This is a genomic window from Pseudomonas abietaniphila (assembly GCF_039697315.1).
In the GTDB taxonomy this organism is placed as follows: domain Bacteria; phylum Pseudomonadota; class Gammaproteobacteria; order Pseudomonadales; family Pseudomonadaceae; genus Aquipseudomonas; species Aquipseudomonas abietaniphila_B.
In genome coordinates this window covers 1,961,960-1,985,885 of sequence record NZ_CP155619.1, presented here as the reverse complement: position 1 = coordinate 1,985,885, position 23,926 = coordinate 1,961,960, and the positions used below count along the sequence as shown (strand labels likewise).

At 60.0% G+C, this 23,926-nt stretch carries 20 protein-coding genes and 1 other RNA gene; 18 read left to right on the top strand and 3 right to left on the bottom strand.

Going from position 1 to position 23,926, the window contains the following annotated elements:
* Positions 1–4: 4 nt before the first annotated feature.
* Entirely contained in the window at positions 5–379 is a 375-nt protein-coding gene (locus tag ABDX87_RS08730; RefSeq protein ID WP_346832517.1) for a YraN family protein, read from the bottom strand.
* Positions 376–2,190, bottom strand: a complete 1,815-nt coding sequence (locus ABDX87_RS08725) for a penicillin-binding protein activator (protein ID WP_346832516.1) — start codon at positions 2,188–2,190, stop codon at positions 376–378. Before ABDX87_RS08725 ends, ABDX87_RS08730 begins: the two co-directional genes overlap by 4 nt.
* 222 nt (positions 2,191–2,412) lie before the next feature.
* Here ABDX87_RS08725 and rsmI point away from each other — a divergent pair, with 222 nt between their 5' ends.
* The 18 genes from rsmI to lpxC all read left to right on the top strand — a co-directional run bounded on the left by rsmI (position 2,413) and on the right by lpxC (position 21,890).
* Entirely contained in the window at positions 2,413–3,318 is a 906-nt protein-coding gene (gene rsmI / locus ABDX87_RS08720) for a 16S rRNA (cytidine(1402)-2'-O)-methyltransferase (protein ID WP_346832515.1), read from the top strand.
* Positions 3,319–3,405: 87 nt separating this feature from the next.
* Positions 3,406–3,763: RNase P RNA component class A (gene rnpB, locus ABDX87_RS08715), an RNA gene on the top strand.
* Positions 3,764–4,070: 307 nt separating this feature from the next.
* Positions 4,071–4,526 carry a division/cell wall cluster transcriptional repressor MraZ gene (mraZ, locus tag ABDX87_RS08710; protein WP_037017349.1) on the top strand — a complete coding sequence of 152 codons (456 nt, stop codon included), beginning with the start codon at positions 4,071–4,073 and terminating at the stop codon, positions 4,524–4,526.
* A gap of 2 nt (positions 4,527–4,528) precedes the next feature.
* Positions 4,529–5,470: a 16S rRNA (cytosine(1402)-N(4))-methyltransferase RsmH gene (gene rsmH, locus ABDX87_RS08705; protein WP_346833470.1), complete on the top strand. Its 942-nt coding sequence runs from the start codon at positions 4,529–4,531 to the stop codon at positions 5,468–5,470.
* Positions 5,467–5,760, top strand: a complete 294-nt coding sequence (gene ftsL, locus ABDX87_RS08700) for a cell division protein FtsL (protein WP_346832514.1) — start codon at positions 5,467–5,469, stop codon at positions 5,758–5,760. The genes rsmH and ftsL overlap by 4 nt, the downstream gene beginning before the upstream one ends.
* Positions 5,757–7,505: a peptidoglycan D,D-transpeptidase FtsI family protein gene (locus ABDX87_RS08695; RefSeq protein WP_346832512.1), complete on the top strand. Its 1,749-nt coding sequence runs from the start codon at positions 5,757–5,759 to the stop codon at positions 7,503–7,505. The genes ftsL and ABDX87_RS08695 overlap by 4 nt, the downstream gene beginning before the upstream one ends.
* Entirely contained in the window at positions 7,505–8,968 is a 1,464-nt protein-coding gene (locus ABDX87_RS08690; RefSeq protein ID WP_346832510.1) for a UDP-N-acetylmuramoyl-L-alanyl-D-glutamate--2,6-diaminopimelate ligase, read from the top strand. Before ABDX87_RS08695 ends, ABDX87_RS08690 begins: the two co-directional genes overlap by 1 nt.
* Complete coding sequence (locus tag ABDX87_RS08685) at positions 8,961–10,346, top strand: UDP-N-acetylmuramoyl-tripeptide--D-alanyl-D-alanine ligase (RefSeq protein ID WP_346832509.1); 1,386 nt, start codon at positions 8,961–8,963, stop codon at positions 10,344–10,346. Before ABDX87_RS08690 ends, ABDX87_RS08685 begins: the two co-directional genes overlap by 8 nt.
* Complete coding sequence (mraY, locus tag ABDX87_RS08680) at positions 10,346–11,428, top strand: phospho-N-acetylmuramoyl-pentapeptide-transferase (RefSeq protein ID WP_346832508.1); 1,083 nt, start codon at positions 10,346–10,348, stop codon at positions 11,426–11,428. The genes ABDX87_RS08685 and mraY overlap by 1 nt, the downstream gene beginning before the upstream one ends.
* 6 nt (positions 11,429–11,434) lie before the next feature.
* Positions 11,435–12,781 carry a UDP-N-acetylmuramoyl-L-alanine--D-glutamate ligase gene (murD, locus tag ABDX87_RS08675; RefSeq protein ID WP_346832507.1) on the top strand — a complete coding sequence of 449 codons (1,347 nt, stop codon included), beginning with the start codon at positions 11,435–11,437 and terminating at the stop codon, positions 12,779–12,781.
* Positions 12,778–13,995 carry a putative lipid II flippase FtsW gene (ftsW, locus tag ABDX87_RS08670; RefSeq protein ID WP_431061219.1) on the top strand — a complete coding sequence of 406 codons (1,218 nt, stop codon included), beginning with the start codon at positions 12,778–12,780 and terminating at the stop codon, positions 13,993–13,995. Before murD ends, ftsW begins: the two co-directional genes overlap by 4 nt.
* Positions 13,982–15,055 carry an undecaprenyldiphospho-muramoylpentapeptide beta-N-acetylglucosaminyltransferase gene (murG, locus tag ABDX87_RS08665; protein ID WP_346832506.1) on the top strand — a complete coding sequence of 358 codons (1,074 nt, stop codon included), beginning with the start codon at positions 13,982–13,984 and terminating at the stop codon, positions 15,053–15,055. Before ftsW ends, murG begins: the two co-directional genes overlap by 14 nt.
* Positions 15,048–16,508: a UDP-N-acetylmuramate--L-alanine ligase gene (gene murC, locus ABDX87_RS08660; protein WP_346832505.1), complete on the top strand. Its 1,461-nt coding sequence runs from the start codon at positions 15,048–15,050 to the stop codon at positions 16,506–16,508. Before murG ends, murC begins: the two co-directional genes overlap by 8 nt.
* Positions 16,505–17,464, top strand: a complete 960-nt coding sequence (locus ABDX87_RS08655) for a D-alanine--D-alanine ligase (RefSeq protein WP_346832504.1) — start codon at positions 16,505–16,507, stop codon at positions 17,462–17,464. Before murC ends, ABDX87_RS08655 begins: the two co-directional genes overlap by 4 nt.
* A 3-nt stretch (positions 17,465–17,467) precedes the next feature.
* Positions 17,468–18,337: a cell division protein FtsQ/DivIB gene (locus ABDX87_RS08650; protein WP_074753937.1), complete on the top strand. Its 870-nt coding sequence runs from the start codon at positions 17,468–17,470 to the stop codon at positions 18,335–18,337.
* A 15-nt stretch (positions 18,338–18,352) separates the two neighbouring features.
* Entirely contained in the window at positions 18,353–19,612 is a 1,260-nt protein-coding gene (gene ftsA / locus ABDX87_RS08645) for a cell division protein FtsA (RefSeq protein WP_074753939.1), read from the top strand.
* A gap of 63 nt (positions 19,613–19,675) precedes the next feature.
* On the top strand, positions 19,676–20,866 hold the full coding sequence (gene ftsZ / locus ABDX87_RS08640) for a cell division protein FtsZ (RefSeq protein ID WP_062384185.1): 1,191 nt from the start codon (positions 19,676–19,678) through the stop codon (positions 20,864–20,866).
* 112 nt (positions 20,867–20,978) lie between these two features.
* Positions 20,979–21,890 carry a UDP-3-O-acyl-N-acetylglucosamine deacetylase gene (gene lpxC, locus ABDX87_RS08635; protein WP_062384183.1) on the top strand — a complete coding sequence of 304 codons (912 nt, stop codon included), beginning with the start codon at positions 20,979–20,981 and terminating at the stop codon, positions 21,888–21,890.
* 1,300 nt (positions 21,891–23,190) lie between these two features.
* Here lpxC and ABDX87_RS08630 read toward each other — a convergent pair.
* Positions 23,191–23,649 (bottom strand): DUF721 domain-containing protein, encoded by a 459-nt coding sequence (locus ABDX87_RS08630; RefSeq protein ID WP_346832503.1) that lies wholly within the window; start codon positions 23,647–23,649, stop codon positions 23,191–23,193.
* Between the last annotated feature and the right edge of the window lie 277 nt (positions 23,650–23,926).

Below are 23,926 nucleotides of genomic sequence, written 5' to 3'. Positions count from 1 at the left end.
ATTGTCAGCTGTCGAAGGCGTTCTGCAACCAATTCAATGCAGGCCCGTTGCCCGGGTCGCCATTGATCGCGACGACATCGAAACGGCAGGGTGAATCCGCCCATTCCGACTCGCTTTGCAGGAACCATTGTGCGGCCAGGGTGAGCTTTTCCTGCTTGCGAACGTCAACGCTTTCCAGCGCGCCACCCCATCCAGCGTGGCGCCGATAGCGAACTTCGACGAATACTACTGTATCGCCGTCGAGCATGACCAGATCAAGCTCGCCGCGTTTGCATGACCAATTCCGCGTAATCAGCTGTAAGCCCTGTTCTTGCAGGTGCCGCAGGGCACAGGCTTCTGCCTCCTGCCCCACGGTTCGACGCGTGTTGCCTGGGATCAAGGCGCGGTGTCCGGCAGGCGCTGGACCTTGCCGTCGACGAACTGTGCCCAAGGCAGTTGACGCTCGATGCGCTGACCTTGCCCGATGGCCAGGCTGCCCGACAGGCCGTCGATGCGGCTTTCAGGCAGGGTTTTCAATTGAGTCAGGCGAGGCGCCAGGCGATAGGCGTCGATGCCCATGGCGTAAAGACGTCCCAGGCTGCCGCCCGCTTGTGGCCACTGCGTGGTGACTTGCTGGCGCAGGGGATCGGCGGCATTCAGCAACCAAGGGGTTTCGCAGAAGCGTACGCCCGCCAGATCGTTGTACATCGCCTGATCGCCGCTGTTGGTAAACAAGTGCGAGGTGGCATAGACGGGCACGTCGCCTGCGTACTGGAAGACCATGGTCGGTTTGATCTGCTGGGCCTGTTGCGGCGTTGCGGCCAGGAACATGAAGTCTACGTCTTGGCGGCGACTCGGCTGGGCAGCCATCTGCGCACCGGTGGTGCTTTGCAGGCGTTGTGCGCGGCCTTCGCTGTTGCGCAGCTGGAACAGGTCGGCGACTTGCTGAGCCAGCGCTACAGGCTGATCGATACGTTCGACGCCAAGGAAAGTGCCGCCTTTGGCCTGCCAGCTTTGACGGAAGGCGTCGAGTACGCGATCACCCCATTCGCCTTTTGGAACCATGGCCACTGCGCTGCGCTTGCCGTCTGCCCAAGCGCGGCGTGCAACTTCGCGCGCTTCGTCTTCGGCAGCCAGACCAAACTGGAACAGCTCGGCAGGGCCTTGTGTGGTGACGTCGCTGTAGTTCAGGGCCAGCGTGGTGATAGGCAATTGCTGATGAGCGCTCAGCTGTTTGACCAATGGTTTTTCCAGTGGGCCGACCACCATTTGCACGCCAGCCGCCTTGGCCTGTGCATAAAACGCGTCCATCGAGGTCACGCGCGAGCTGTCGAACACTTCAATGGCCGGTGGCTTCTGACCGGCTTGCTGTGCCTGATAATGGGCCGCCATGAAGCCGTCACGCAGGGCGCGGGCGACAGAAGCGAGCGGGCCGTCTTGAGGCAACAGCAGGGCGATTTTGGTCAGTGGCGCGCTTTTGAGGTCGCGCAACTGGGCCAGAGAAGTCGGCAGTTGGCGCGCGGCAGGGTGCTGCGGATTCTGCGCTTTCCAGTTGTCGATGGCTGCCTGTTGCTGTTCCAGCGTACCAGCGCCTTTGACCGCGCGGGCCAGGCTCAACCAGCCGCCCATGTCATCGTTGCTCGTGCTCTGCAGTTGCTCAGGTGGGAGCGCGGCAACGAGTGTCCAGATGGCGTCGTTGTTGGCCGACAAGGCATCGCCTTGAAGCAGTGGGCCCATGAAGACGCGTTCGCTGGCTGCGGCGAGGGTCTGGCCGTCGGCTTCCAGTGCGCGGGCGCGAACGGTGTGGGTGCGGATCTGCAGGTCGACCGGCATTTCACCCAAGTGTTGCATGCTGGGGTGGTTGAGCGCGGTCAGTGCAGCTTTCGGCTGACTGCGGCCCAATGCGAGTTCGGCGGACAGGGTGTTGGCGTAGATCTGTTTGTCAGTCTTGAGCTGATCCATCTGGACCTGCTCAAGAATGCTGGCCGCGCGCCCCGGGTTGTTCTGGCGCGCAGCGAGGTCGGCAGCGGTCAGTCGGAGCAACGCCGCCTGGTCGGGCGACTTGGCTGCGGTGGCTTGTTCGAGCAACTGCTCGATGCTGGCGTCAGGGGTGCGTGGCAATTCGCCAAGGCTGGAGGAGGGCGAACCGGCACAAGCGGCCAACAAGGCAGCCAGGCAGAGGGCAGAGAACAGCCGCAGGCAAGCGATCATGTATATGTTCCTGATACTCGAGCAAATTAGCGTGGAATTGTACCCAAGCACTGGCCGGGGCGCGATGTTGTAGGCGTTAAAGCGGCGATATAGGTCGCCCTGAAGGGCAAATGAGCGCTTCAGTCAGTGGTTTTCCCTGTCGGACGGCAATCATGGAAAGGTGTGAACGCAAGTGTCCGTGCATTTTTCAATCTCCCTGTGAGACTCGCCTGAACCTGTACAATGCAGGCTTTTACCGAACATGAGGTGTGCGCTTTGACTGCTCCGGGTGCTTTGAATTCCACTACAGGCTCGCTTTATGTGGTGGCCACGCCAATCGGCAACCTGGATGACATGAGCGTACGTGCCTTGAAGGTGTTGCGCGAGGTGGCCCTGATTGCCGCCGAAGATACCCGGCATTCATTACGACTGATGCAACATTTCGGCATAGCAACGCCGTTGGCCGCTTGCCACGAGCATAACGAGCGCGACGAAGGTAGCCGGTTCATCGCGCGTTTGCTGGCGGGCGATAACGTGGCGCTGATCTCGGATGCGGGGACGCCGCTGATTTCCGATCCCGGTTATCACCTGGTGCGCCAGGCACGTGCGGCCGGCATTCAGGTGATTCCGGTTCCTGGCGCCTGTGCGCTGATCGCAGCGCTGTCGGCCGCAGGACTGCCCTCCGACCGGTTCATCTTCGAAGGTTTTCTGCCAGCGAAATCGGTCGGGCGCAAAGCGCGTCTCGAATTGCTGAAAGAAGAACCGCGCACGGTGATTTTCTACGAGGCGCCGCACCGGATTCTGGAGTGCCTGCAGGATCTGGAAGAAATCTTCGGTGCCGACCGACCCGCAGTGTTGGGGCGTGAGCTGACCAAAACGTTCGAAACGCTCAAAGGGTTGCCGTTAGGTGAGCTGCGTGCCTTTGTCGAAGGCGACAGCAATCAGCAGCGCGGCGAATGTGTGGTGCTTGTTGCAGGCTGGAGCGAGCCGGAAGGCGAAGACGTGATCGGAGCCGAGGCTCGACGCGTGCTGGATCTGCTGTTACAGGAAATGCCGCTCAAACGTGCGGCTGCACTGGCTGCCGAGATCACCGGGGTGCGCAAGAATCTGCTGTACCAAGTCGCACTGGACAAGCAGAAGGGCGAGTGACCGATCCCCGTCAGCCTGTCATACAAAAGTGTGAGAGGCTTATTAAAGCTTGTTCTTGCGCCTCCCTGCCATTAACCTTGGCGGCGGAGAGTCGATTGGACAGTCGCTGCCTTTCATTGTTCCGCAATGAAGGGGGGAGGAAAGTCCGGGCTCCATAGGGCGGAGTGCCAGGTAACGCCTGGGGGGCGTGAGCCTACGGAAAGTGCCACAGAAAATAACCGCCTAAGCACTTCGGTGCCGGTAAGGGTGAAAAGGTGCGGTAAGAGCGCACCGCACGTCTGGCAACAGTTCGTGGCTAGGTAAACCCCACTCGGAGCAAGACCAAATAGGGTTCCAAGGCGTGGCCCGCGCTGGAACCGGGTAGGTTGCTAAAGATGTCCAGTGATGGCCATCGTAGAGGAATGACTGTCCTCGACAGAACCCGGCTTACAGATCGACTCTCCACCTTTTCCCTCCTCTGTTTTTTCTCGCGCAGAATCCTCCTCGTAATACCGAAAAAATCTTAAACCTCATAAATCACTTTAACTTCGAACCTTATCTTTTTGAGTCGGTTCGGATTTATCTGTAGGACCGATCCGAATTTTTCCAAAACTCCTGCGTTACCCCTCCTAAATCTCCGTCCTGTAAGGGTTTTCCTTAAGAAGTCGCCTTGACGGTGTGGTGGGCGCATTCCTATAGTGTGCGCAAGTGGCGGAAAGTGGCGTGAAGTGGGTTTTTTGAGCGCAAAAAGATAATATTCGGAGATCGCGCCTGTGTTTCGTGGTGCAAACGCAATCAATCTCGATGCAAAGGGCCGTCTCGCTATGCCGAGCCGGTACCGTGACGAGTTGGATTCGCGTAGCGCCGGCCAATTGATCGTGACCATTGATACCGTCGATCCATGTTTGTGCATCTATCCACTTCCGGAATGGGAGTTGATCGAAGCCAAGCTGCGTGAGCTCGCCACTTTCCGTGAAGAAAACCGTCGGCTGCAGCGACTGCTGATCGGTAATGCGGTTGATCTGGAACTGGATGGCAGCGGTCGTTTTCTGGTGCCGCCACGGTTGCGTGAATACGCCAAGCTCGACAAGCGAGTGATGCTGGTAGGCCAGCTGAACAAGTTTCAACTGTGGGATGAGGACGCCTGGAACGCACTTGCTGATGCGGACCTTGCGGCCATTCAAAAACCGGGCGCGATGCCTGATGAACTGCGTGATTTGATCCTGTGACTATGAATAGCGGCTTTACCCACATCACCGTACTGCTCGAAGAAGCCGTCGAGGCTCTCGCGGTGCGTGCCGATGGCTGCTATCTGGATGGCACATTCGGGCGAGGCGGGCACAGTCGCCTCATCTTGCAGAGCCTGGGGCCGGATGGCCGGCTCCTCGGGTTCGATAAAGATCCTCAAGCGATTGCCACAGGGCAAGCGCTGGCGGCCGAAGACGGCCGCTTTGTCATTGTGCAGCGCAGCTTTGCCGAACTTGGCTCGGAAGCTCTGGAACGCGGCCTGGCAGGGAAAGTCAGCGGCGTCCTGCTGGACCTTGGCGTTTCTTCGCCACAGCTGGACGATCCCGAGCGCGGCTTCAGCTTCATGAACGATGGTCCGCTGGACATGCGCATGGACCCGTCTCGCGGGATCAGTGCAGCGGAGTTCGTCAATACGGCACCCGCCGAAGAAATCGCGCGTGTTTTCAAGGAATACGGCGAAGAGCGTTTCGCACGGCGCATGGCCGGTGCCGTGGTCGCCCGTCGCGAAACACATCCTTTCGAACGCACCGCCGACCTCGCTGAAGTGCTGAAAGTCGCCAACCCGGCCTGGGAGAAAGGCAAGAATCCAGCGACCCGTGCATTCCAGGGCCTGCGTATTCACGTCAATAATGAATTGGGCGATCTGGAAGCGGGCCTCGATGCCGCACTGGAGAACCTTGAGGTGGGCGGACGTCTGGTGGTCATCAGCTTCCATTCGCTGGAAGACCGCATCGTCAAACTGTTCATGCGCAAGCTGGTCAAGGGCGAGGCGGACAACATGCCGCGCAACCTGCCCATCCGCCATCAAGCATTCGAGCCACGGATCAAAATCATCGGCAAGGCACAATTTGCATCCGATGATGAAACCCGCGCCAATCCACGTTCGCGCAGTGCTGTCATGCGTGTTGCGGAGAAACTCAGGTGAGCCGCGGTTTCTTCAAGCCATTGCCGGGCGGCAGCTTCTTTATGATGCTGCTGTACATTGCCGTCCTCGTGTCGGCAATCGCCGTTTCCTACAGTGCTCACTGGAATCGTCAGTTGCTCAACTCGCTGTACGCCGAGCTCAGCGTTCGCGACAAGGCGCAAGCCGAGTGGGGACGGTTGATTCTTGAGCAAAGCACCTGGACCGCACACAGCCGTATCGAAGCCTTGGCGACCGATCAGCTGAAAATGCGCATCCCGAACGCCGCCGACATCCGGATGGTTTCGCCATGATGAAACTCGAAGGGGCACTCTACCCTTGGCGGTTCCGCGTTGTGGTCGGGCTGTTGTCGATCATGGTGTTGGCGATTTCCTATCGCATCGTCGACCTGCAGGTCATCGATCATCGTTTCCTTATTGAACAGGGCGACGCACGCAGCCTGCGTACCGTTTCCATTCCGGCTCACCGGGGTCTGATCACCGACCGTAACGGCGAGCCGTTGGCCGTGAGCACGCCGGTAACCACTATCTGGGCCAACCCGTCCGAAATGCAGGCCGACAAGAGCAAGTGGGGCTTGCTGGCTCAGGTGTTGGGGCAGGACCCGAAAGCGTTGACTGATCGCCTGAATGAACAGTCCACCAAAGAGTTCATCTACCTGGTCCGCGGTCTGACGCCGGAGCAGGGCCAGTCTGTGCTCGATCTGAAAGTGCCGGGCGTTTATGGCAAGGAAGAATTCCGTCGCTTCTATCCGGCCGGTGATGTCACCGCGCACATGGTGGGATTCACCGACCTCGACGACCACGGTCGCGAAGGTGTCGAGCTCGCTTATGACGACTGGCTTGCGGGAGTGCCGGGGAAACGGCAAGTGATCAAGGATCGGCGCGGCAGGTTGATCAAAGACCTGCAAGTGAAGAAAAACGCCAAGGCCGGGAAGACCTTGGCTTTGTCTATTGATCTGCGCCTGCAATATCTGGCGACCCGCGAACTGCGTAACGCGATTCAGGAAAACGATGCGAAGGCTGGCAGCTTGGTCATCATGGACGTGAAGACCGGCGAAGTGCTGGCGATGGTCAACCAGCCGACCTACAACCCGAACAACCGCCGCACCATGGTGCCGGCCGCCATGCGGAACCGCGCGATCATCGACGTGTTCGAACCGGGTTCGACCATGAAACCGATCTCGATGACGGCTGCGCTCGACAGTGGCCGCTGGAAGCCCAGCGACAAGGTCGAGGTCTATCCGGGCACGCTGCAGATCGGTAAATACACCATCCGTGACGTGACCAAGACCGAAGGCCCGATCCTCGATCTGACCGGCATCCTGATCAACTCCAGCAACGTCGGCATGAGTAAAGTCGCGTTCGACGTGGGCGGCGAAGCGATTTTCCGTGCCATGCAGCGAGTCGGCCTTGGCCAGTATACCGGCCTGGGCTTCCCGGGCGAGCGCGTGGGCAACCTGCCGAACTACCGTGAATGGCGCAAGGCAGAAACCGCGACCCTGTCGTACGGCTACGGTCTTTCGGTCACGGCATTGCAACTGGTGCACGCTTACTCGGCGCTCGCCAACAACGGCAAGATCGTCCCGCTGACCATCCTGAAAACCGACAAACCTTCGGAGTCGACCCAGGCGATCCCGGAAGCGACGGCGAAAACCCTGCAAGGCATGCTGCAACAGGTGATCGAAGACCCGCGTGGCGTTTATCGTGCGCGTGTGCCGTCCTATCACGTTGCTGGCAAATCGGGTACCGCGCGTAAGACCTCCGTCGGCACCAAGGGTTATGCCGAAAACTCCTACCGCTCGCTGTTCGCAGGCTTCGGCCCGATGAGTAACCCACGTTACGCCGTTGTGGTGGTGATCGACGAACCGAGCAAAGGCGGCTACTTCGGTGGTCTGGTGTCCGCGCCGGTCTTCAGCAAAGTGATGTCTGGCACCTTGCGCCTCATGAACGTGCGGCCGGACAACCTCGCGCCGATCCCGCCTGAGCAGCAAGCCAATGCCGCTCCGGCCGTCGTTCCAGTCAAGGGAGGGCGCGGCTGATGTCCTTTAACCTGAGCAAGATTTTCTCCCAGAGCGATCGTGACCTGTTGATTCGCGAACTGACGCTGGACAGCCGCAAGGTGCGTCCGGGCGATCTCTTCCTGGCGATTCCGGGTCTGAAGGTCGATGGGCGCGATCACATCACCGACGCCATCGCTCATGGCGCCACCGCTGTCGCCTATGAAGTCGAAGGCGCCAAGGTGCTTCCGATCACCGATATCCCGATGATTCCGGTCAAAGGGCTGGCTGCACAGCTGTCGGACATCGCCGGCCGTTTCTACGGCGACCCGAGTCGTGGCATGAACCTGGTCGGCGTGACCGGCACCAATGGCAAGACCAGCGTCACTCAACTGATTGCGCAGGCACTGGACAAACTGGGTCAGCATTGCGGCCTGATCGGCACCTTGGGGACTGGCTTTTATAGCGAGTTGAAGAGTGGTATCCACACCACGCCCGACCCGATTTCGGTGCAGTCCACGATCTACGACCTGAAAAAGGCGGGTGCCAAAGCCATCGCCATGGAAGTCTCGTCGCACGGTCTGGATCAGGGCCGTGTGACGGCGTTGGCATTCGATGTCGCCGTCATGACCAACCTGTCCCGTGATCATCTGGATTACCACGGCACGATGGAAGCCTATGGCGCCGCCAAAGCCAAGCTATTTGCCTGGAATGACCTGCGTTGCCGCGTGATCAACCTCGACGATGCGTTCGGTCGCGAACTCGCTGCCGCCGCCCATGCCTCGCGCTTGATCACCTACAGCCAGGAAGACAGCAGCGCTTATCTGTTCTGCCGCGACGCGCATTTCGATGATGACGGCGTGCGCGCCACGCTTGTGACGCCCCAAGGCGATCACGTCCTGCGCAGCAGTCTGCTGGGTCGCTTCAATCTGAGTAACGTGCTGGCTGCGGTCGGTGCGTTGATGGGCCTCGATTACCCGCTGGACGACATTCTCAAAGTGCTGCCGAGCCTGGAAGGCCCGGTTGGGCGCATGCAGCGTCTTGGCGGCGGATCGCGTCCACTGGTGGTCGTTGATTACGCCCACACGCCGGATGCGCTGGAAAAAGTGCTCGCGGCTTTGCGTCCGCATGCCAAAGGCCAGTTGGCCTGTCTGTTCGGTTGCGGTGGCGATCGCGATCGCGGCAAACGTCCGCTGATGGCCGAAGTGGTCGAGCGTCTGGCCGACAAGGTCCTGGTGACCGACGACAACCCGAGAACAGAAGACCCGGCGCGCATCTTCGACGACATCCGTGCGGGCTTCAGCGCAGTGGATAACGTTGATTTCGTCGCCGGCCGTGGTCAGGCCATCGCGCAGATCATTGCCCAGGCTCAAGCCGCCGACGTGATCGTGCTGGCTGGCAAGGGACACGAGGATTACCAGGAAATCGATGGCCAGCGCCATCCGTTTTCCGATCTTGAAGAAGCCGCCAAGGCACTGGACGCATGGGAGGCTGCACATGCTTAAGCCACTTTCGTTCAGCGAACTGTTGCTGCCACTCGACGCGCGTCGGGTTGGCGATGATTGCAGCTTTACCGGCGTCAGCATCGACAGCCGGGCAATCAATCCGGGTCAGTTGTTCGTGGCGCTCACCGGCCCGCGTTTCGACGGCCACGATTACCTCGATCAGGTCGCCGCGAAAGGTGCGGTAGGGGCGTTGGTCGAGCGTGAGATTCCAGGCAGTTCGTTGCCACAACTGATCGTGGGCGACACGCGCAAGGCGCTTGCCCAATTGGGCGCGATGAACCGCAATGCTTTCATAGACAAGCCGGTGGCTGCGATCACGGGTTCCAGCGGGAAAACCACGGTCAAGGAAATGCTCGCGAGCATTCTGCGTACGCGGGGTCCGGTGTTGGCAACCCGAGGCAACCTGAACAACGAACTGGGTGTCCCCCTGACCCTGCTCGAACTGTCGCCCGCGGTTGACGCGGCGGTCATCGAGTTGGGCGCCTCGCGTATAGGCGAAATCGCCTTCACCGTCAGCCTGACCAAACCTCACGTCGTGGTGCTCACCAATGCCGGGACTGCGCACGTCGGTGAGTTCGGCGGGCCAGAGAAAATCGTCGAAGCCAAAGGCGAAATCATCGAAGGTCTCGATGCCCGTGGCGTCGCGGTGTTGAATCGCGACGACAAGGCATTCGACATCTGGGTGGCCCGCGCTGCTGGCCGTAAAGTGTTGAGTTTTTCTCGCAGCAACGGTCAGGCCGACTTCTACGCCACGGACCTGGGCATTGATGCACGCGGCTGCCCGACGTTCACACTGAACGGCCCAAGCGGTTCGGCGCAGGTTCAATTGAATCTGCTCGGCGCGCACAACGTTGCCAATGCGCTGGCCGCTGCGGCAGCCGCTTACGCGCTGGACGTGTCGCTGCCGGGCATCGTGACCGGGCTCAACGACGTTCAGCCGGTCAAAGGGCGCACCGTTGCGCAACTGGCGACCAACGGCATTCGCGTGATCGATGACACCTACAATGCCAACCCGAGTTCCGTTGCGGCGGCCACCGATATTCTCGCCGGGTTCTCGGGCCGAACCGTGCTGGTGCTGGGCGATATCGGCGAGCTGGGCGACTGGGCCGAGCAGGGCCACCGCGACGTGGGCGAGTACGCCGCCGGCAAGGTCGATGCCCTGTACGCCGTTGGTCCACTGATGGCCCATGCCGTCAAAGCTTTCGGGCAGGATGCGCGCCATTTTGCCAATCAGGCCGACCTGATCGAGGCGCTGCGCGCCGAGCAAGATAAAAACACAACCCTTTTGATCAAAGGTTCTCGCAGTGCCGCGATGGAAAACGTCGTGGCAGCGCTTTGCGGATCTGAGACTTACCCCTTGAAGGCGGAGAAACATTAATGCTGCTGCTGCTGGCCGAGTATCTGCAACAGTTCTACAAAGGCTTCGCGGTCTTCCAGTACCTGACCCTGCGCGGGATCCTTGGCGTGCTCACCGCACTGTCATTGTCGCTCTGCCTCGGTCCCTGGATGATCCGTGCCCTGCAGAACAAGCAGATCGGCCAATCCGTCCGTAACGACGGTCCTCAATCGCACCTGTCCAAATCCGGCACCCCGACGATGGGCGGCGCACTGATTCTGTCCGCCATCGGCGTCAGTACCCTGTTGTGGGCTGACCTGAGCAACCGTTATGTATGGGTCGTACTCATCGTGACCCTGTTGTTTGGCGGCATCGGCTGGGTGGACGACTACCGCAAGGTGATCGAGAAGAACTCGAAAGGCCTGCCAAGCCGCTGGAAATATTTCTGGCAGTCGGTATTTGGCCTGGGCGCTGCGATCTTCCTTTATATGACTGCGCAAACCCCGGTGGAAACCACGCTGCTGATCCCGATGCTCAAGGATTTCAGCATTCCGTTGGGCATCGGTTTCGTCGTCCTGACTTACTTCGTGATCGTCGGCTCCAGCAACGCTGTGAACCTGACCGATGGCCTGGACGGCCTGGCGATCCTGCCGACGGTGATGGTCGGCGGTGCGCTGGGTATTTTCTGCTACCTGTCCGGCAACGTGAAATTCGCCGAATACCTGCTGATTCCTTACGTTCCCGGCGCAGGCGAATTGATTGTGTTCTGCGGCGCGTTGATCGGTGCGGGCCTGGGCTTTCTCTGGTTCAACACGTATCCGGCCCAAGTGTTCATGGGTGACGTTGGCGCGCTGGCGCTGGGCGCAGCGCTGGGCACCATCGCGGTAATCGTTCGTCAGGAAATCGTTCTGTTCATCATGGGCGGCGTGTTCGTGATGGAAACCCTGTCAGTCGTCATTCAGGTCGCATCCTTTAAATTGACCGGCCGCCGCGTTTTCCGCATGGCGCCGATCCACCACCACTTTGAACTCAAAGGCTGGCCCGAGCCTCGCGTGATCGTCCGTTTCTGGATCATCACCGTGATTCTCGTGCTGATCGGCCTTGCCACGTTGAAACTGAGGTAGAACAGAGTGTCGCTGATCGCTTCTTCTCACTTCCGCATCGTTGTCGGTCTCGGCAAGAGCGGCATGTCCCTGGTTCGCTTCCTGGCGAACCGGGGCGTGGCGTTTGCGGTGGCGGACACCCGTGAGAATCCACCTGAGCTGGCGACCCTGCGTCGTGACTATCCGCAGGTGGAAGTGCGTTGTGGCGAGCTGGACGTCGAGTTTCTCTGCCGCGCTGACGAACTGTACGTGAGTCCGGGTCTGGCGCTGGCGACACCGGCATTGCAGCAGGCCGCCGCCCGTGGCGTGAAGCTTTCGGGCGACATCGAGTTGTTCGCGCGTAACGCGAAGGCGCCTATCGTCGCCATCAGCGGCTCCAACGCGAAAAGCACCGTGACCACGCTGGTCGGTGAGATGGCCGCAGCAGCCGGTAAGCGTGTGGCTGTCGGCGGGAATCTCGGGACGCCCGCGCTGGACCTGCTCAGTGACGACGTCGAGCTGTACGTGATGGAACTGTCGAGTTTCCAGCTGGAAACTACCGATCATCTCGGCGCTGAAGTCGCCACCGTGCTCAACGTCAGCGAAGACCACATGGACCGCTACAGCGGGCTGCCGGCTTACCACCTTGCCAAGCACCGGATCTTCCGGGGTGCGCGTCAGGTCGTGGTCAACCGTCAGGACGCCCTGTCGCGACCATTGATCGGGGAAGGGGTGCCTTGCTGGACCTTTGGTCTGAACACACCTGACATCAACGGCTTTGGTCTGCGAGAAGAGAACGGCGAGAAGTACCTGGCCTTCCAGTTCGAACACCTTATGCCGGTCCGTGAATTGAAAATCCGTGGCGCCCACAACCAGGCCAACGCCCTGGCTGCATTGGCGCTCGGCCATGCCGTCGGTTTGCCGTTCGACGCGATGCTGTCCAGCCTGCGCACGTTCGCAGGCCTGGTGCATCGCTGCCAGTGGGTTCGCGAGCTCAACCGCGTCAGCTATTACGACGACTCCAAGGCGACCAACGTCGGTGCCGCACTGGCGGCCATCGAGGGCCTGGGTACGGACATCAGCGGCAAGCTGGTGCTGATCGCCGGTGGTGATGGCAAGGGCGCCGATTTTTCTGCGCTCAAAACCCCGGTCGCCACCCACTGCCGCGCCGTTGTCCTCTTGGGGCGCGACGCTGAACTGCTCGCTGAAACCTTCGGCGATTCGGTGCCTTTGATACGCGTCAAAACATTGGAAGAAGCTGTGCAACGTGCTGCCGAATCGGCTCAGGAAGGGGACGCCGTGTTGCTGTCCCCAGCCTGCGCAAGCCTGGATATGTTCAAGAATTTCGAAGAGCGCGGACGCCTGTTCGCCCAGGCCGTGGGGGACTTGTCATGATTTTTGGCGTGATCAAGCCTTACCCGTCACCGATCATCAGCGGTCGTGGTGTAGACGTCGATTTCCCGATGCTCGCCGGCTGCCTGGCATTGCTCGGCCTGGGCCTTGTGATGATCACGTCCGCGTCGTCGGAAGTGGCTGCCGTGCAGTCCGGCAACGCGCTGTACATGATGACCCGCCACCTGATCTATCTGGTGCTGGGGCTCGGTGCGTGCGTGGCGACCATGATGGTGCCTGTCGCCACCTGGCAACGCTTGGGCTGGTTGATGCTGATTGGCGCCTTCGGTCTGCTGGTCATGGTGATCGTGCCCGGGATCGGGCGTGAGGTGAACGGCTCGATGCGCTGGATCGGCTTCGGCATGTTCAACGTTCAGCCCTCGGAGATTGCCAAGGTTTTCGTGGTGATTTTCCTGGCGGGCTATCTGATTCGCCGTCAGCAGGAAGTGCGCGAGAGCTGGATGGGCTTCTTCAAGCCATTCATCGTGCTGTTGCCCATGGCCGGGTTGCTGCTGATGGAGCCTGACTTCGGTGCCACCGTCGTGATGATGGGCGCTGCCGCTGCGATGCTGTTCCTCGGTGGCGTCGGCCTGTTCCGTTTTGCCCTGATGGTTGCACTCGCCGTCGCCGCCGTGTTCGTACTGGTTCAGGCTCAGCCTTACCGGATGGCACGTCTGATCACCTTTACCGACCCATGGTCCGACCAGTTCGGCTCGGGCTACCAGTTGACTCAGGCCCTGATCGCGTTCGGTCGCGGCGAATGGTTCGGCGTCGGTCTGGGCAACAGCGTGCAGAAACAGTTCTACCTGCCGGAAGCGCACACCGACTTCGTGTTCTCGGTATTGGCCGAAGAGCTGGGCGTGGTCGGCTCGCTGGCTACCGTCGCACTGTTCGTCTTCGTGAGTATCCGTGCGATGTACATCGGCATGTGGGCCGAGCGCGCCAAGCAGTTCTTCGCCGCTTACACCGCCTATGGCCTCGCGTTCCTGTGGATCGGTCAGTTCTTGATCAACATCGGCGTGAACGTCGGTCTGCTGCCGACCAAAGGCCTGACCTTGCCGTTCCTTAGTTACGGCGGCAGCTCGTTGATCATCTGCTGCGCCAGTCTGGGTCTGCTGCTGCGCATCGAATGGGAATCGCGCAACAACATGGGCAGCGAAGAAGCTGAATTCAGTGAAAGCGATTTTGCCGAGGAGCCCACCCATGGCCGTCGGTAATGTGCTGATCATGGCGGGCGGCACCGGCGGACACGTGTTCCCGGCGCTGGCCTGCGCGCGGGAATTCCAGGCCCGTGGCTACACCGTGCACTGGCTGGGCACGCCGCGCGGCATCGAGAACGAACTGGTTCCTGCGGCCGGCCTCAAGCTGCATTTGATCAACGCTACGGGGCTGCGTGGCAAGGGCCGTCTGTCCCTGCTCAAGGCGCCGTTCATGTTGCTCAAGTCGCTTTTTCAGGCGCGCCGAGTCATGCGTGAGCTGAAGCCGGTGTGTGTGGTCGGGTTTGGGGGTTATGTCACCGGCCCGGGTGGTCTCGCCGCCAAAATGGCGGGTGTGCCGTTGATCATCCATGAGCAGAACGCCGTCGCCGGTACGGCCAACCGCAGCCTGGCATCGTTCGCCAGCCGCGTGTGCGAGGCATTTCCACAGACGTTTGCCGCGTCGGCAAAGCGCCGCACCACCGGTAATCCGGTCCGTGCCGAGCTGTTTTTCGAAACGCCGCGCCAGGCCCTGGTCGGACGCAAACCGCGTTTGCTGGTGCTGGGCGGAAGCCTTGGCGCAGAGCCGCTGAACAAGCTGCTGCCAGAAGCGCTGGCGCAAGTGCCTGTGGACATACGCCCCGAGGTGTTCCATCAGGCAGGCAAGAATCACGATGAAGTCACCACCGAGCGTTATCGCGCGGCCGGTGTCGAGGCGCAGGTCGCCCCGTTCATCAAGGACATGGCTCAAGCCTATTGCTGGGCGGATCTGGTGGTGTGCCGCGCAGGTGCGCTGACCATCAGTGAACTGGCAGCTGCAGGCTTGCCGTCGTTGCTGGTGCCGTTGCCCCACGCGATCGACGATCACCAGTCGCGCAATGCCGAATATCTGGCTCGTGAAGGCGCCGCCTTCGTGATGCCGCAAGCGACAACTGGCGCTGCCGAGATGGCGGCTCGCCTGAAAGAGGTTTTGATGCAACCCGAACAATTGAAACGCATGGCCAGCACGGCTCGCCAACTGGCCAAGCCGGACGCCACCAACACTGTCGTCGATGTCTGCCTGGAGGTGGTCCATGGTTGAGAATCAACGCGCCATGCCACAACCGGAAATGCGTCGGATCCGTCGTATCCATTTCGTCGGCATCGGCGGTGTGGGCATGTGCGGCATCGCCGAAGTGTTGTTGAACCTGGGCTATGACGTGTCCGGTTCCGACCTCAAGGCATCGCCTGTGACCGAGCGTCTCGAATCGTTTGGTGCCCAGATTTTCATCGGCCACCGCGCGGAAAACGCCTCGACTGCCGATGTGCTCGTGGTGTCCAGCGCTGTGAACACCTCCAACCCGGAAGTCGCGACTGCCCTCGAGCGTCGGATTCCGGTGGTGCCTCGTGCCGAGATGCTCGCCGAGCTGATGCGCTATCGCCACGGCATCGCTGTCGCCGGTACGCACGGCAAGACCACCACCACCAGCCTGATCGCTTCGGTGTTCGCGGCCGGTGGCCTGGACCCGACGTTTGTGATTGGCGGTCGCTTGAACGCTGCCGGTACCAACGCTCAGCTCGGCACCAGCCGTTACCTGATCGCTGAAGCCGACGAAAGCGACGCCAGTTTCCTGCACCTTCAGCCAATGGTCGCCGTCGTCACCAACATCGACGCCGATCACATGGCGACCTACGAAGGCGACTTCAACAAACTGAAGAAAACCTTCGTCGAATTCCTGCACAACCTGCCGTTCTACGGTCTGGCGGTGGTGTGCACCGACGATCCGGTGGTGCGCGACATTCTGCCGTCGGTCAAGCGTCCGGTCATGACCTATGGCTTCAACGAAGACGCGGACGTGCGTGCCATCAACGTGCGTCAGGACGGCATGCGCACGCATTTCACCGTGCTGCGCCGCGAGCGCGAGCCGCTGGACGTGTCGGTGAACATGCCGGGCAATCACAACGTGCTCAACTCGCTGGCCACGATCGCCATCGCGACCGACGAAGGCATCACTGACGAAGCGATCGTGCAAGGCCTGTCGGGCTTCCAGGGCGTGGGCCGTCGCTTCCAGGTATACGGCGAGCTGCCGGTCGAAGGCGGTAACGTCATGCTGGTCGACGACTACGGTCACCACCCGCGTGAAGTCGCCGCGGTCATCAACGCCGTGCGTGGCGGGTGGCCGGATCGTCGTCTGGTCATGGTCTATCAGCCACACCGCTACAGCCGTACCCGCGACCTGTACGACGATTTCGTGCAGGTGCTCAACGACGCCAATGTCCTGCTGTTGATGGAAGTCTATCCGGCGGGCGAAGAGCCGATTCCGGGTGCCGACAGCCGTCAGTTGGCACACAGCATTCGTCAGCGTGGGCAGCTCGACCCGATCTACATCGAGCGTGGTGTCGAGCTTGCTCCGCTGGTCAAGCCGTTGCTGCGTGCCGGCGACATTCTACTGTGTCAGGGCGCGGGTGATATCGGCGGTCTCGCACCGCAGCTGCTCAAGAGCCCGTTGTTCACGGGCGCCATCGTGGCCTCAACCGAAGGTAAGCTGAAATGACAGCCGCCGCGCAAATCTCCCTGATCTCGACCCTGGAGCCGAAAAGCTTCGGTCGAGTGGCCGTGCTCTTCGGTGGCAAGAGTGCGGAGCGGGAGGTTTCCCTGAAATCCGGCCGTGCGGTGCTTGAGGCACTGCTGAGCGCTGGCGTCGATGCATTTGGTATCGACGTGGGTGACGATTTCCTGCAGCGGTTGGTCAGCGAGAAGATAGATCGCGCGTTCATCGTGCTGCATGGCCGTGGCGGCGAAGACGGCACCATGCAGGGTCTGCTGGAATGCTTGAACATCCCGTACACCGGCAGCGGCGTGCTGGCTTCGGCATTGGCAATGGACAAGCTGCGCACCAAGCAGGTCTGGCAGAGTTTGGGTCTGCCAACTCCGCGTCACGCGGTGCTTGGCAGTGAATCGGATTGTATTTCGGCAGCGACGGAACTGGGCTTTCCTTTGATCGTCAAACCCGCACATGAAGGTTCCAGTATCGGTATGGCGAAGGTGACCAGCGTCGACGAATTGATCGCCGCATGGAGTGCCGCCAGTACCTACGATTCGCAAGTGTTGGTCGAACAATGGATTCAAGGTCCGGAGTTCACCATCGCTTCTCTGCGCGGGCAGGTATTGCCGCCCATCGGTCTGGGGACTCCCCACAGTTTTTACGATTACGACGCCAAGTACCTGGCTTCCGATACTCAGTACCGGATCCCGTGCGGCCTCGATGCAACCAAAGAACAGGAACTCAAGGCACTGACGGCTCGCGCTTGTGAAGCCGTTGGTATCGCCGGTTGGGCACGCACGGATGTGATGCAGGATGCCGATGGCAAGTTCTGGCTGCTGGAAGTCAACACCGTGCCCGGCATGACCGATCACAGTCTGGTGCCCATGGCCGCGAAAGCCGCCGGGCTCGATTTCAAACAGTTGGTGTTGGCGATTCTGGCCGACAGTGTCCAGGTGCGAGGGTAAATCATGCACGGCGCGACGCTACGTCATCAGCAATCTACTCCGGGCCGCAAGCCGGTGCCTCGCGGCGCCAGCCGGATGGTGGCTCGCGAGCCACTGTCGTCGCGTATGCCCAAGCCGAGTTTCGGTTTCCTGCGCAGCCTGATGTGGCCTGTGTTGCTGGTCGTGCTGGGCTTCGGCACGTACGAAGCCGCCCAGCGTCTGCTGCCATACGCCGACCGTCCGATCTCGCGGATCAACGTTCAGGGCGACCTGAGCTACATCAGCCAGCAGGCCGTTCAGCAGCGCATTGCGCCGTATGTGGCGACGAGCTTCTTCAACGTCGACCTGGCCGGCATGCGCACCGAGCTTGAGCAGATGCCGTGGATCGCCCACGCCGAGGTCCGCCGTGTCTGGCCGGATCAGGTGGTGATCCGACTGGAAGAACAATTACCGGTTGCGCGTTGGGGTGACCAAGCGCTGCTGAACAACCAGGGTCAGGCGTTCACACCGCGTGAACTGGCCAACTACGAACACCTTCCGCAGTTGTTCGGGCCTCAACGGGCTCAACAGCAGGTGATGCAGCAATACCAGGTGCTGAGTCAGATGTTGCGCCCGCTGGGGTTCTCCATCGCTCGCCTGGAATTGCGTGAGCGAGGCAGCTGGTTTCTGACCACCGGCGCAGGCAGCGCGGGCCCCGGCCTGGAGCTGTTGCTGGGACGAGGCAATCTGGTTGAGAAGATGCGCCGCTTTATCGCCATCTACGAAAAAACGCTTAAAGAACAGATCACGAACATTGCGCGAGTCGACCTGCGTTACAACAACGGCCTTGCCGTCGGTTGGCGTGAGCAGGCGTCAGCGCCAACGACGGACAAACCCGCCGTCGCGAAGAATTGATAAGAGGCAGGACCCATGGCAAACGTGCAAAGCGGCAAAATGATCGTCGGATTGGATATCGGCACCTCCAAGGTGGTGGCGCTGGTAGGCGAAGTCGCGGCTGATGGCACGCTGGAAATCGTCGGTATCGGCACCCACCCTTCACGCGGCCTGAAGAAGGGCGTGGTGGTGAACATCGAGTCCACCGTGCAGTCGATCCAGCGCGCGGTGGAAGAGGCGCAGCTGATGGCAGGCTGCCGCATTCACTCGGCGTTCGTCGGTGTCGCCGGTAATCACATTCGTAGCCTGAACTCCCACGGCATCGTGGCGATCCGTGACCGCGAAGTGAGCTCCGCTGACCTTGAGCGTGTACTCGACGCCGCTCAGGCCGTGGCGATTCCGGCTGACCAGCGCGTGCTGCACACCCTGCCGCAGGATTACGTCATCGATAACCAGGAAGGCGTTCGTGAGCCGCTGGGCATGTCGGGCGTGCGTCTGGAAGCCAAGGTCCACGTCGTGACCTGCGCCGTGAATGCGGCTCAGAATATCGAGAAATGCGTGCGTCGCTGCGGCCTGGAAGTTGACGACATCATTCTTGAACAACTGGCGTCGGCGTATTCGGTCCTGACCGATGACGAAAAAGAGCTGGGCGTCTGCCTGGTGGACATCGGCGGCGGCACCACCGACATCGCGATCTTTACCGAAGGCGCGATCCGCCACACGGCCGTGATCCCGATTGCCGGCGATCAGGTGACCAACGACATCGCCATGGCGTTGCGCACACCGACCCAGTACGCCGAAGAAATCAAGATCCGTTACGCCTGCGCCCTGGCCAAGCTGGCCGGTGCCGGTGAAACCATCAAAGTACCGAGCGTGGGCGACCGTCCACCTCGCGAGCTGTCGCGTCAGGCGCTGGCTGAAGTGGTCGAGCCTCGTTACGACGAGCTGTTCACCCTGATCCAGGCCGAACTGCGTCGCAGCGGCTACGAAGACCTGATCCCGGCCGGCATCGTGCTGACCGGTGGTACGTCGAAAATGGAAGGCGCAGTGGAACTGGCGGAAGAAATCTTCCACATGCCGGTCCGCCTGGGCGTTCCGCACAGTGTCAAAGGGCTCGCGGACGTCGTTCGCAACCCGATCTACTCCACCGGCGTCGGCCTGTTGCTGTACGGACTGCAAAAGCAGTCTGACGGCATCTCGCTGTCCGGCCTTTCCGGCTCCGGTAGCAGTTATAGCGATGAACCTAAAGCACCAGTGTTTGAGCGTCTCAAGCGCTGGGTTCAGGGGAATTTCTAAGATTCAAAAAGTGGTAGGCAGGCAACAGGCGACATAAAACTAGAGAACTGAAGGAGAGGGAACATGTTCGAGCTCGTAGACAACATCCCACAAAGCCCGGTAATTAAAGTTATCGGCGTTGGTGGTGGCGGCGGCAACGCAGTCAATCACATGGTCAAGAGCAACATTGAAGGTGTCGAGTTCATCTGCGCCAACACCGATGCTCAAGCACTGAAAAACATCGGTGCGCGTACCATCCTGCAATTGGGCACAGGCGTGACCAAAGGTCTTGGCGCGGGTGCCAACCCTGAAGTGGGCCGTCAGGCTGCGCTGGAAGATCGTGAGCGCATTGCGGAAGTGCTGCAGGGCACCAACATGGTCTTCATCACCACCGGCATGGGTGGCGGTACCGGTACCGGTGCTGCGCCGATCATCGCCGAAGTGGCCAAGGAAATGGGCATTCTGACCGTTGCGGTGGTCACCCGTCCGTTCCCGTTCGAAGGTCGCAAGCGCATGCAGATCGCCGATGAAGGCATCCGCGCGCTGTCGGAAAGCGTCGACTCGTTGATCACCATTCCCAACGAGAAACTGCTGACCATCCTGGGCAAAGACGCCAGCCTGCTGTCGGCTTTCGCCAAGGCTGACGATGTACTGGCCGGTGCCGTTCGCGGTATCTCCGACATCATCAAGCGTCCAGGCATGATCAACGTCGACTTCGCCGACGTGCGTACCGTGATGTCCGAAATGGGCATGGCGATGATGGGTACCGGTGCTGCAAGCGGTCCTAACCGTGCGCGTGAAGCCACTGAAGCTGCGATTCGCAACCCGCTGCTCGAAGACGTGAACCTGCAGGGTGCTCGCGGCATTCTGGTCAACATCACTGCCGGTCCTGACCTGTCTCTGGGTGAGTACTCGGACGTGGGTAGCATCATCGAAGCGTTCGCCTCCGAGCACGCCATGGTCAAGGTCGGTACCGTTATCGATCCGGACATGCGCGACGAGCTGCACGTAACCGTGGTTGCCACCGGCCTGGGCGCAAAAATCGAGAAGCCTGTGAAGGTCATCGACAACACCATGCAGACCGCTCAAGCCGCACCTGTGCAGCAGCAAGCCGTCCGTCAGGAACAGCCTTCGGTGAACTACCGCGATCTGGACCGTCCTACCGTGATGCGCAATCAGGCTCACGCAGGCGCGACAGCTGCGGCGAAAATGAATCCGCAAGACGATCTGGATTACCTGGACATTCCAGCTTTCCTGCGTCGTCAGGCTGATTGATGAGTTCTATCAGGGGTATAAGGGTGATTGGTGTTCAGCAAAGGCGAGGTCTGCTATCATCGCCAGCCTTTGTTGATACTAATTCGCGATATGCGCTGAAGCGGCCAATGCCATGATTAAACAACGCACCCTGAAGAATATTATCCGTGCCACAGGTATCGGCCTGCACTCGGGGGAAAAGGTTTACCTGACCCTCAAACCTGCACCTGTGAACGCTGGCATTGTGTTTTTCCGTACCGACCTCGAGCCGGTCGTCCAGATCAACGCGCACGCGTTGAATGTTGGCGACACCACGCTTTCCACAACGCTGTTCAATGGCGATGTGAAGGTCGATACGGTTGAACACTTGCTGTCGGCCATGGCTGGCCTTGGCATCGATAACGCCTACGTTGAACTCTCTGCCTCCGAAGTTCCAATCATGGACGGCAGCGCAGGTCCCTTCGTATTCCTGATTCAATCGGCTGGCCTGGAAGAACAGGACGCACCGAAGAAATTCATCCGGATTCTGAAAGAAGTCTGCGTTGAAGAAGACGGCAAGTTTGCGAAGTTCGTGCCGTTCGAAGGTTTCAAGGTGGGCTTCGAAATAGATTTCGACCACCCGTACCTGAAGAATCGCACGCAAACCGCATGTGTCGACTTTTCCAGCACCTCCTTCGTAAAAGAAGTGAGCCGTGCACGTACTTTCGGTTTCATGAAAGACATCGAGTATCTGCGCAAGCACAACCTTGCTCTGGGCGGCAGCGTTGAAAACGCAATCGTCGTGGACAAGGACGGTGTGCTGAACGAAGACGGCCTGCGTTACGAGGACGAATTCGTCAAGCACAAGATCCTGGATGCAATTGGTGACCTGTATCTGTTGGGCAACAGCCTGATCGGCGAGTATCAGGGCTTTAAGTCGGGACACGGTCTGAACAATCGTCTGCTGCGTGCTTTGATTGCACAAAGTGATGCTTATGAAGTCGTGACCTTCGAAGATGCCAGTACCGCACCGATCTCATACATGCGCCCTGTTGCGGCGGTGTAAAAACGTCTCTTCTTCTCGTTTCATATTTAAGGCCACCTTCGGGTGGCCTTTTTTATGGGGTCTGCTTTTTTGCGTTGAGAGGGTGTGAACTATCTGTTTTCGGCGATGGCTCTTAGAGGGGATCTGGCTAACGTCAGACCTGTTTCGCCTTTGGCGAGTTACTTGATAACCCCTCTCTTTGTTTCAAGAGGCAGCCAAGGGTTCAGGCTCCCGGTTTGGCCCTCCTGCGTCGGGTACCCGCACCCCGACGACGCTCCGTGGACCCGCACCCAAGTCGCGTTTTGTGGCGTTTGGAATATTGATGTAGAAGAGCAAAATCAACAGCAGAGGCGGAAGCTGGAATATCAGGCTGACGCAGTCCCTGTAGGAGCGCGCTTGATCGTTCCCACGCTCCGCGTGGTAACGCATCGATTGACGCTCCGCGTCGAGTTGGACGCAGAGCGTCTTGCCATGCATCCCCACGCAGAGCGTGGGAACGATCACAAACGATCACACAGAAATATCAGGCTGACGCAGTTCGTGTAGGAGCGCGCTTGCCCGCGATCTGCCGCGCAGCGGTAGCAAAACCAGGCAACTCGGTTGTACCTGACACACCGCATGCACTGGTTTTGCTGCCGGTCCCCGGCAGATCGCGGGACAAGCCACGCTCCTACAGTCAAGAATGCAGCGCAGAGGATTGATGCAACAATCAAGAAAGCGATGAGCGTTCGGTTGTACCTGACACACCGCATCCACCGGTTTTGCTGCCGGTTCCCGGCAGATCGTGGGACAAGCCACGCTCCTACAGTCAGGAATGCAGCGCAGAGGATTGATGCAACAATTAAGAAAGCGATGAGCGTTCGGTTGTACCTGACACACGGCATGCACCGGTTTTGCTGCCGGTTCCCGGCAGATCGCGGGCAAGCGCGCTCCTACAGGGTGGTATGCGGCAGGCAGATGCATGAACTAAGAAGGCGATGAGCGTTAGCTCCAGCCAGCGTTGATCTTGTCCGCGACAGTCCAGCCACCACAAATCGCGACTTGGGTGCAGGCCAAACGCAGACGACGCGCAGTGGGTCGAGCGGCATGGATGCCGCGAGAGCGCCGTCAGGGCATGGATGCCCGTTCGGCGCGGGCCCACGGAGCGTCGTCGGAATGCGGGTACCCGACGCAGGAGGGCCAAGCCAGGAGCAGGGCCTTTTTGGTTACTTTTTCGTGGTCCGACATTTCGGCTCTTGGAAAAAGTGACCCGCTGTAAGAGCGGAACCAATATCAGCACCACCCGAGATAACGGATATGCACCCAAAGCCGAGCGTGTCCGTCACGATTCCTTAGGCTTCCCATGCGCCGCCAACCGCTCCAGCGCCGCACGCAACTTAGGATCACTGATCCCCTCAGCCGTCGAACTGATCGACTCCGCCGCCGCGGTCGACAAATCCCTTGAATGACCAACGGCACCCCGATGCACCGTCGCAGGCTGTACCTTCAGTTGCAATCGCGTGAGATTCGCGAACTCTTTGAACGCCACCAACTGCCGCTGCAACCGCTTCTGCTGATACCGCAAACGCGTCGCCCAATGCCCGTCGGTGACAATCAACAAAAGAGTACCCTCACGCCACGAGGCCACATGGCAGTGCTCGCGCGCTGCGGGTTGCAGCTGGCTTTCCAGCAGACGCTGTAAATGCGCCAGTCGCTGGGCATGATTGAAAATGGCTTTAAGCGGCCTGGCTTCGCGCAAAAGAACAGCCGGTGAGCGAGCCGGTAAAGGACGAAATGCCACGAGAGATACCTTTTCTTACAAGCGCAAGATAGTATCAGAAAGCTCCCATCGGCCCGGCAAGCCTTGAAGTTTCACCCGTGCCAATCGCCGGTTCATGAAAAAACATTAATAAAACTTCTGCCCGCTACGGGTTGAAGTCCCAAGAAATGCCCCTATTGTACTTCTGCCCCGTAACATTGCTGTGCCAGCATCGTGGAATAACGCCACTTTCCTCACCACCATTTCCGGGTAGAATGCTCGTTCGCATGCGGCCATGAGGGCTGCACGGGCGACTCAC